The organism is Bartonella sp. AA74HLJMH (genome assembly GCF_042197045.1).
In the GTDB taxonomy this organism is placed as follows: Bacteria; Pseudomonadota; Alphaproteobacteria; order Rhizobiales; family Rhizobiaceae; genus Bartonella.
The window spans coordinates 1-8,665 of record NZ_JBHIRJ010000029.1 but is presented as its reverse complement, the minus strand read 5'-3'; the positions used below and the strand labels follow the sequence as shown (position 1 = coordinate 8,665).

The window sequence follows — 8,665 nt, the reverse complement described above, 5'->3', positions numbered from 1 at the left end:
GCGTTTCTTATTGATTAAAATGAATCATCCACAATGGAGTAATGAATGCATATATACAAAACGTATCATATTGCAAGCGCTCTATGAGAGATATGAAAACTTATCAAAAGGAATGTAAATGATGCGTATGATCTTTAATCACTCATTTGAATGAGAGAACCTATAACGCTTGTTATGGCTATTAAACGTATCAAACAAATCAAAATGCTCGGTAGCTTTAACAATCCAATCAAAAGCAAATGCATATTAAGTGAATATCTTATAACAAAACGGTTTTTTACATTACAAGGCATTGATTTATAATAATAATTCACTGTTTTGTATGTTGAATGAGAGTCTCGAATATCGTAAGATTCTCTCATTTCAAAGCTGTTTATCTTGAATCAATCAAAACCACTCATTTGCACATAACAAGTGGGATGAGTGTATGGATCAAATTTGTATAAGAAAGGAATAAAAATGGCTCTTATGAACCGTCTTAATGCAAGATCTGTCGCAACATTGGGAGCTGGCAAATATAATGATGGTGCCGGCTTGTTACTTCATAAGCGTAAAGATGGAGGTGCTCAATGGATTTACCGTTTTACCATTCATGGGCGGCGCCGTGAAATGGGCTTGGGTGCTTTAAGAGATGTTTCTTTAAAACAAGCCCGTGAATTAGCAAATCAATGGCGCTCTGTTTTACGTGAAGGGCGTGATCCTATTAAAGAACGTGAGAAACAAAAGCGTGAGGCAATAAGCAATCTTCATTATTTAAAAGATATTGCCTTGGATACTTTTGAAACTCGTAAAGCTGAATTAAAAGGGGATGGGAAAGATGGACATTGGTTTTCGCCTTTACAACTTCATATTCTCCCTAAATTAGGTTGTCTTCCTGTGTCAGAGATTACACAAACAGAAATACGTAATACACTTGCCCCTATCTGGCATACAAAAGCTGGAGCTGCTCGGACAGCATTGATACGTCTCAAACTTTGTCTCAAACATGCTGCTGCATTAGGTTTGGATGTTGATTTACAAGCAACAGAAAAAGCACGCGCTCTTTTAGGAAAACAACGCCATAAAGTCAAAAATTTACCTGCAATGGATTGGAAAGATATACCAGCTTTTTATCAAACACTTTGCGAAGCATCAACCCTAACACAACTGGCTTTGCGTTTGCTTATCCTTACAGGGGTTCGCTCTAACCCTTTACGTCATATTCATAAAGATCAAGTTGAAGGTGATATCTGGACAATCCCTGCTGAAAATATGAAAGGAAAGCGTGATACTACAAAAGAGTTTCGTGTGCCCTTATCATCTGAAGCATTAGACATTTTAAAACAAGCGCGCTCACTTTCTCGCAATGATTTCTTCTTTTCTGCAACCGGTCGCGGTCCCCTTGCTACGAAGTGTATGGCTCAATACATGAGAGACAATAAACTTGAAGCCTGCCCGCATGGTTTTCGCTCTAGTTTACGCGATTGGCTCGCTGAAACAACCGATGCCCCCTATGAGGTTGCTGAAACAATTCTAAGTCATACAGTCGGAGGACAAGTAGAGCGTGCCTATCGTCGTACTGATTATTTAGAACAGCGCCGCGTTTATATGGATAAATGGGCGGCTTATGTCACGGGTCAATCTTAAGATATGGAGTGCATAACCCCATGATCTGTGGATAACTTTCTCTCTCTTCTCTCTCATTCTTTCTCAATAAGAGTCATAAATTATCACATCAAAAATTGTATGATAAAATATTGTTTTCTATAAATAAAACATCTTTCCAAATGAACCAAAATATGGTTAATAAATAGTTATGATTTGTTACCATTTTTTGATAGAAAGGATTTTAGTATGACAGAAAATGATATTCTTTTGACAGACCGTGAAAGTGCAAAATTGCTTCATATGAGTGTCTCAACATTCCGCCGTCATGTTACCAATGGCTCTCTCCCAAAACCTTTAAAATTTGGTTTTTTATCCCGTTGGTTACAATCAGATCTTTTGAATGTCATCGAGCAAGCAAAACAGCAACGTCAAAGTGACGCGGCATAAAAAAACCTTGTCACGTAAGGACGGACAAGGCTTTCTCAAACTCATCACTCTAAAGATAGCACAATCCGTCCTATGACGCAACGTTATAGGATTTAAAATGATGTGTTCTTTTAAGAATGCGCAAGGTATCACACGTGCCTTGCGTGGTACTTGGCATGGGCGTTATGGAACAGCCCGTTGCCCTGCTCATGATGATAGGCTGCCTAGCTTATCCCTTGCCAATGGACATGATGGGCGTCTTTTACTCACTTGTTATGCTGGCTGCTCTTTTAGAGAGATCATACAAGCGCTTATTAGAATTGGATTGCTTGGAAAACAAGCCTTTTTTGATAAAGCTTATGATCAGACGCTCTCTTTCTCCAAACAGTTTTGTGCTGATCTCAAACGAGCAAAACAGAAAGCAGAGAGAGCAAAAGCAATTTGGCAACAAAGCCAACCAATCAAAAATACTTTAGCAGAAACCTATTTACGTATGCGGGGTATTACATGTGATTTGCCTCCCGATTTACGTTTTCACGACAAATGTTCGCACCCCTCTGGGGTTACACTGCCCGCGTTGGTTGCTTTTGTTAAGGGCGCTGGCTCTTTCGCCATTCATAGAACCTTTTTACAAGCCAATGGCTGCAAAACAGATCAAAGACCAGCAAAAGCCATGTTGGGATCTGTAATGGGTGGTGGGGTGCATTTAAGCCAAGAAAATCCCAAACATCTGGTTATTTGTGAAGGCATTGAAACGGGGCTGTCTCTGCTGTCTGGGTTGTTATCAGAGCCCGTTGATTTATGGGCTTCTCTTTCAACCAGTGGCATGATGCGTGTGAATTTACCCCCTACAAAAGCCCGTCTCACCATTGCAATGGACGGCGATGATGCGGGTCGTAAAGCAGGTTTTAACCTAGCTGCACGTGCTTATAGCCAAGGCTTTGAGGTCTTTATGATGCAAGCTCCAAAAGGAACTGATTTTAATAACGTATTACTTTCTTAAAAGAGGGAAACTATGAAAGATAGTAATTTACAAAACAATAATGAAAATACTCCCGTCAATGATAACGATAATGTCTCTTTAAACGAAAATACTTGTTTAAAAGCCATTTCTTATGAACAAGCCTTGCAACAAAATGGTTGGGGGCAATTAAAATCGATTGCTACGGCTCTCTTACCCGTCGAGCCTTTTAGCTTATTACAGTTGCCAATGCCATTAATGGACTATATTTATGAGGTTGCCGATCTTCAACAATCTTCTATCGATTTTATTGCTATCTCTGCTTTATGTGGTTTGGCTGCTGTCATTGGAAATGGCGTGCGTATCGCTCCAAAACAACATGATAATAATTGGAAAATTGTTCCTAATCTCTGGGGGGTTCTTGTGGGGCAACCTTCAACACTCAAAACACCTACCATGCAAGCCGCTTTAACTCCTCTCTATGCCTTTCAAGAGGAATGGCATCAAGAATGGTTAAAGAAGAAAGAACAGCAAGAAAAGAAAGATATTCTTAGTGAATTAGATAAACGAGAAAAGAAAAAACAAGCCTATAAAGCACTCAAAGATCAAGATGAAGAACAAGCCCTTGCCCTTCTTTCGCAATCTATTGAACACAAAGAAAGTGATGATAATACTCTTGATAAACGACGTCTTATTGTCAACGATGTGACTGTCGAAAAGCTTGGGGAACTCTTAAAAGAAAGCCCCCGTGGTCTCTTGATGGTACGAGATGAATTGGCTGGTTTTTTAGCTAATATGGAAAGAAAGGAATACCAAACAGATCGTGCCTTTTATCTAACAGCTTTTAATGGCAATACGTCATACACCTATGACCGTATTGAACGTGGAACCATTCATATTCCCAATGCAACCATTTCCATTATTGGGGGCATTCAACCCTCACGCATTATTCCCATTATTCAAGCCATGTGCCATGGAATAAATGATGATGGTTTCATGCAACGATTTCAAATGATTGTATGGCCCGACGAACGAAAAAAGCGGTTATGGACGGATAGACCTTCCAATCAAAAGGTGTGGGAAAGTTATCAAGGGGTATTTCGTTCTCTTTATGATAAACCGTTAGGCTCACCAAAGCATCCGATAACCATACGCTTTTCTGCTGAAGCTCAAGAAATGTTTCGTGTATGGTGGGAAAATTTTCAGAAAAAAATAAATAGTGGTCATTTCTCTACAAATTTACAATCGTATCTTTTGAAAATGGATAAAACCATACCAACCCTTGCGTTGATTTTTGAATTGACCGAAGGGGGGCGTTTTGAAATCAATAGAAATGCTCTTGAGAGAGCCTTGTATTGGGAAAAATATCTGTTAAGTCATGCCAAACGTCTTTATGCGGCGAATGATACATTAACAGCAGAGCGTGCAAAATTAATTGTAGAGCGCTGTGATCTTTTACCCAATGTTTTTACGGCAAGAGATATCTATAGACGGTGTTGGAGATCTTTAAAAGACAATGGAGCCGTTAAGCAAGCTTTAGAGCTTTTATGTCGTTGTAACTATATTCGTGAATTTCCTATAGAGGGGAATGAATTAGGTCGGCGTCCTGATAGACGGTATGAATGGCATCCTTTGGTTAAAAACAACAGCATAAAACAATAAAGAAATCTCTTTTGAAGTCTTTAAGACAACCACGCAAAACTCTTTTTATGGCATTCTCATCAAGGAACTTTTTTCCAAAAGCAAATGATCTGAGTGACCTTATCAGAAGAGTTTTGTCAGTCTTGTCAGTTCATTCTAGCTCCTATATTATTTTTTTTAAATGAGAGAAAATTAAAAACATTATATTTCAATAGGTTAGTATTTTAACGATACAACCTATATCGACAATACAACCTTAAATACAATCAATAATATATATTTGTCAGTTTGTGTCTGTAAATTGAACTAACAAACTAGATTATTTTAGTGACTCATAAAATCTATCAAAATAATCATTATGATATTTTAAAAGCACATGCTTCATTTGTCTTTTTCCATAAAATAAACAGCAAATTTCACTATTTTGCTGATCTGATCTCTCTCATGGACTGTGGATAAACAGCATTTAAAAACTCTTTTGAAAAAATTATCGGCTTTTTTAGCATTTTTCTGCATTTTTTCTCAATTCGTTCAAAATGGATTTAATAAGCTTCATTTTAATTCTTTTGAAGATAATTAAACCCCTTATACGAAAACGGAACTCTGTTGTAACAGGGCGTGAACTGGATCATTTGCACGTGAATTATGAAACTGTAAAACCTTATCCCGTAACCTTTAAAAAAGGTAATCCAAAAGTTACAGAGATCTCTAATCCAGAAAAATTCTATTACGTGACTGAAATGAAATTCGCAAAAGCAGGTAAAGAGAAAGATAAAACCACTGTTATTTATAATAACAATATCACAATAACAGATATCCCTCTTGACGCTTGTGAGTATATCGTTAATGGTAAACCCGCTCTTGAATGGGTTATGGGGCGTCAATGTGTTAAGACTGATAAAAAGAGTGGCATTGTTAATGATGCCAATCGTTATGCTGTTGAAACCATTGGCAACCCTGCCTACCCTCTAGAGTTATTACCATAAGTTTAGAGACAATGAAAATTGTTAAGAACCTACCAAAATTGGAAATAAGAGAAACTGAATAACTTAAAAGCATGCTCACATAATGGGTATGATAAACTCATAAGGGGTATAAGGTTTTATACCTATAGGTTCTTATATCCCTTTTATAAATTGCTGACATACAATCTTTAAAAGGATAATTTATCATACGTTATTTAAAAAGAAGAAACTTGCACTTTTAGATACTCTTATTTACATTGCCTTTAAAAGATTAAACCGTAATCTAAAATGATAGCTTTATTGTTATCAGAAGCTTTATTTAAAGAGGGTTATGTATATTCATTTTCTTATATTACTTATAGGTTTTGAATGTTTCTACCCCCCAAAACCCTTACAAAACATAGAGCATTAGTTGTATTTATAGGTTGTATTTTGATATAGGTTGTTTTTTTTGGAAACTTGATAAAAGTTAACATATTGAAATATAATAAAATTTTATTTTTTATTGAAAAATATGTAAAGGGGGGCGTAAAAAGCACCTCCAAAACTCATAACCATAATGGTCTTGATAGCATTTATTATGATTATAATCCCTTTCTTTTGAAAGGCTTTAAAAGATCACATACTCTCATAAGACATGTTTTAATCATTCACTAAATGATCACTTTTGTCGATTCAATGTACTGACATAAACTGACAAATATATATTTACAGTTGTATTTATTTGTTATGGCTGTTTTAATAAGTTGTATTTTGAAAAATTCATAAAACTTAACTTATTGAAATATAATGATTTTAATTTTCTCTCATTTAAAAAAAATGATATAGGTTCTAAAAAGAACTGACAAAAATGACAAAAGTTTATTAAAAGGGATTTTGCTCATCTCTATAATTACCATTCTCTCTTTAGATGTTTTCATAAGTGTTTTCATAACAGACAATAAATCGCAATTATCCTATTTATCATTTCTCTTATGAACATGAAAAATGATGCCATGGCTATAAAGAACATAACAGCTATAGAGAAAGCAAAAATGCAAATGAAAGCATTTGTTTATAAAGACAGTCCCTATAAAGGCTGTTAAGTCTAAAATGTGTTATTAAAAGAAATTAACAGAAATCTTAAAAGCCATTTAGTGACAAAATTGATAGGTTATAAAGTTTAAAATACGCATTATGAGAGCGTTTCTAAATATTATAAATGTATAGATTCAGAAAATACGCAGTCGTTTCACAAAGCCCGTAATATAGCTTTAAAAGCACATAAATATAAAAGAAGCAATTAATAAGCATAAGATATTATCAATACATAACGTATTAAAAAAATAAGAAAAAATATCAAAAAAGATAAAATATTATTTGACAATAAATACGTATTTTGCTATATAAATAATCAAGTGCTTAACAACACTAAACAGTAAGCGAATAGGTTGCGATAAACCTAATCCTATTAAAAACTGACTATCTTTTATGCTTTTGTTAGCATATACAGTGATTTTGTCGGGTGTAGTTACACCATACAATACCCATTTATGGGAAAAGTGTAACGACGGACTTACTGCCGTGTTTGTTAGCACCCGGCGCCTCTATAGAGATGCCAATAACAAACATTTAATCAGTAAGGTTTTAATTATGAAAAATATATCAAAAAACACCCCCATTATCTCTAATATTTCAAATGAAACCACGTCTGTTAATCAACAAGAGCCTGCAAAAAAATATGAATTTATTGATGATTGTGAATATATCGATGGTCATTTCTTAACTCGAATTAGAGCCTTAAGAGATTTTGATGATGTCAAAAAAGGCGATTTAGGGGGGTATATTGAAAATGAAAGCAACTTATCTCATGAAGGTAATTGCTGGGTGTATAATAAAGCTCGGGTCTTTCAAAATGCACGCGTCTTTGGAAATGCTAAAGTAAAAAGCTTTTTTGTTGATGTCTATGGTAATGCTCAAATTTATGGGAATGCTATTTTTGAAGGTCTGACATTAAAGGACAATGCAAAACTGTCTGGTAATGCGCATGCTAACAACGCCGTTGTAATTGAAGGCAATGCACAAATTTATGATAACGCCCGTGTCACTGATCATGCTCATATTTCTGATAATGCTGTCATTTGTGATGATGCCCATGTCGGAGGCAATGCAAAAATAAGTGGCTCTGCTTATATCTGTGATGAATCGCGTGTTTTTGATGATGCTGTTATTTGTGATGCTCTTGTCTCAGGCAATTCTTACATTCATAGCAATGCCTCTTTAACAGCTAATGAAGATATCTGTGATGATGCATATCCTGAGTTTGGTAGCGAAGATGATTATTATCGTCATGAGTATTATGCTGATTTTGAAGGGTATTATGACGATGATAATGACAGCGAATATGAAAGTGATGCTGCGTAAATGACACGCGCGGGCGCGGCGGGGGCGCCTGCTTTCCAACCCAATTTTTCCATTTCAAATTTTATCAAACGTTTATCACATTAGATTGTGAGGGTCTTCTTATGTGCAAAAAATATGAATTAACCAGTGAAATCAAAAAAATCAAACATGCTCTTACTCGAAATATTATAAACCTTTATCGCATTAAAGCTTTAAAAGATTTTGATGATATAAAGGCGGGGTCTTTAGGCGGCTTTATTGAAAAGGAAGTTAACCTATCCCATGATGGCAATTGCTGGGTGTATGATGAGGCTTGTGTCTACGGTCATGCAAGAGTGTATGATGATGCAAAAATACGGCATTATTCGCAAGTCTGTGGTCAAGTTTATGGCAATGCTGAAGTCTATGGAAAGGCTTTTATCTCTCAATATGCAAAAATTTATGACCATGCTTTTGTCTATGGCAATGCTCATGTTTATGGCAATATTTATGGTAATGCTCATGTGAGTGGTAGTGCCCGCATTCTTGCTGATGCTCATATTTATGATCATGCGCATGTTTCTTATGATGCTACGGTTTTTAGTTATGCACGCGTTTATGGTCATGCCAAGGTTTCTGGCTTGGTTTGTATTTATAGCCATGCAAAAATTTATAATTATGCTGTTATTAATGGTCGTGCAAAAATTTATGGCAAGGTTTATGG

The 8,665-nt window shown here is 35.7% G+C and carries 6 protein-coding genes and 1 pseudogene; all 7 read left to right on the top strand.

All coding sequences use genetic code 11. The annotated features are described in order from the left end of the window. Positions 1-459 precede the first annotated feature (459 nt). Positions 460-1,626 (top strand): tyrosine-type recombinase/integrase, encoded by a 1,167-nt coding sequence (locus tag ACFINH_RS08625; RefSeq protein ID WP_375615313.1) that lies wholly within the window; start codon positions 460-462, stop codon positions 1,624-1,626. Between the two features lie 207 nt (positions 1,627-1,833). Further along, a complete protein-coding gene (locus ACFINH_RS08620) occupies positions 1,834-2,034 on the top strand; it encodes an AlpA family transcriptional regulator (protein WP_007347209.1) in 201 nt (66 codons plus the stop codon). 97 nt (positions 2,035-2,131) lie between these two features. Next, a complete protein-coding gene (locus tag ACFINH_RS08615) occupies positions 2,132-3,016 on the top strand; it encodes a toprim domain-containing protein (protein WP_375632698.1) in 885 nt (294 codons plus the stop codon). Between the two features lie 12 nt (positions 3,017-3,028). Then, on the top strand, positions 3,029-4,636 hold the full coding sequence (locus tag ACFINH_RS08610; protein ID WP_375632696.1) for a YfjI family protein: 1,608 nt from the start codon (positions 3,029-3,031) through the stop codon (positions 4,634-4,636). Positions 4,637-5,220: 584 nt separating this feature from the next. Continuing rightward, positions 5,221-5,663, top strand: a pseudogene (locus ACFINH_RS08605) (type ISP restriction/modification enzyme); the annotation flags it as partial. A 1,549-nt stretch (positions 5,664-7,212) separates the two neighbouring features. After that, a complete protein-coding gene (locus ACFINH_RS08600; protein ID WP_375632694.1) occupies positions 7,213-7,983 on the top strand; it encodes a hypothetical protein in 771 nt (256 codons plus the stop codon). Between the two features lie 101 nt (positions 7,984-8,084). Further along, the coding region (locus ACFINH_RS08595; protein ID WP_375632692.1) for a hypothetical protein at positions 8,085-8,665 on the top strand (581 nt) is incomplete at its 3' end.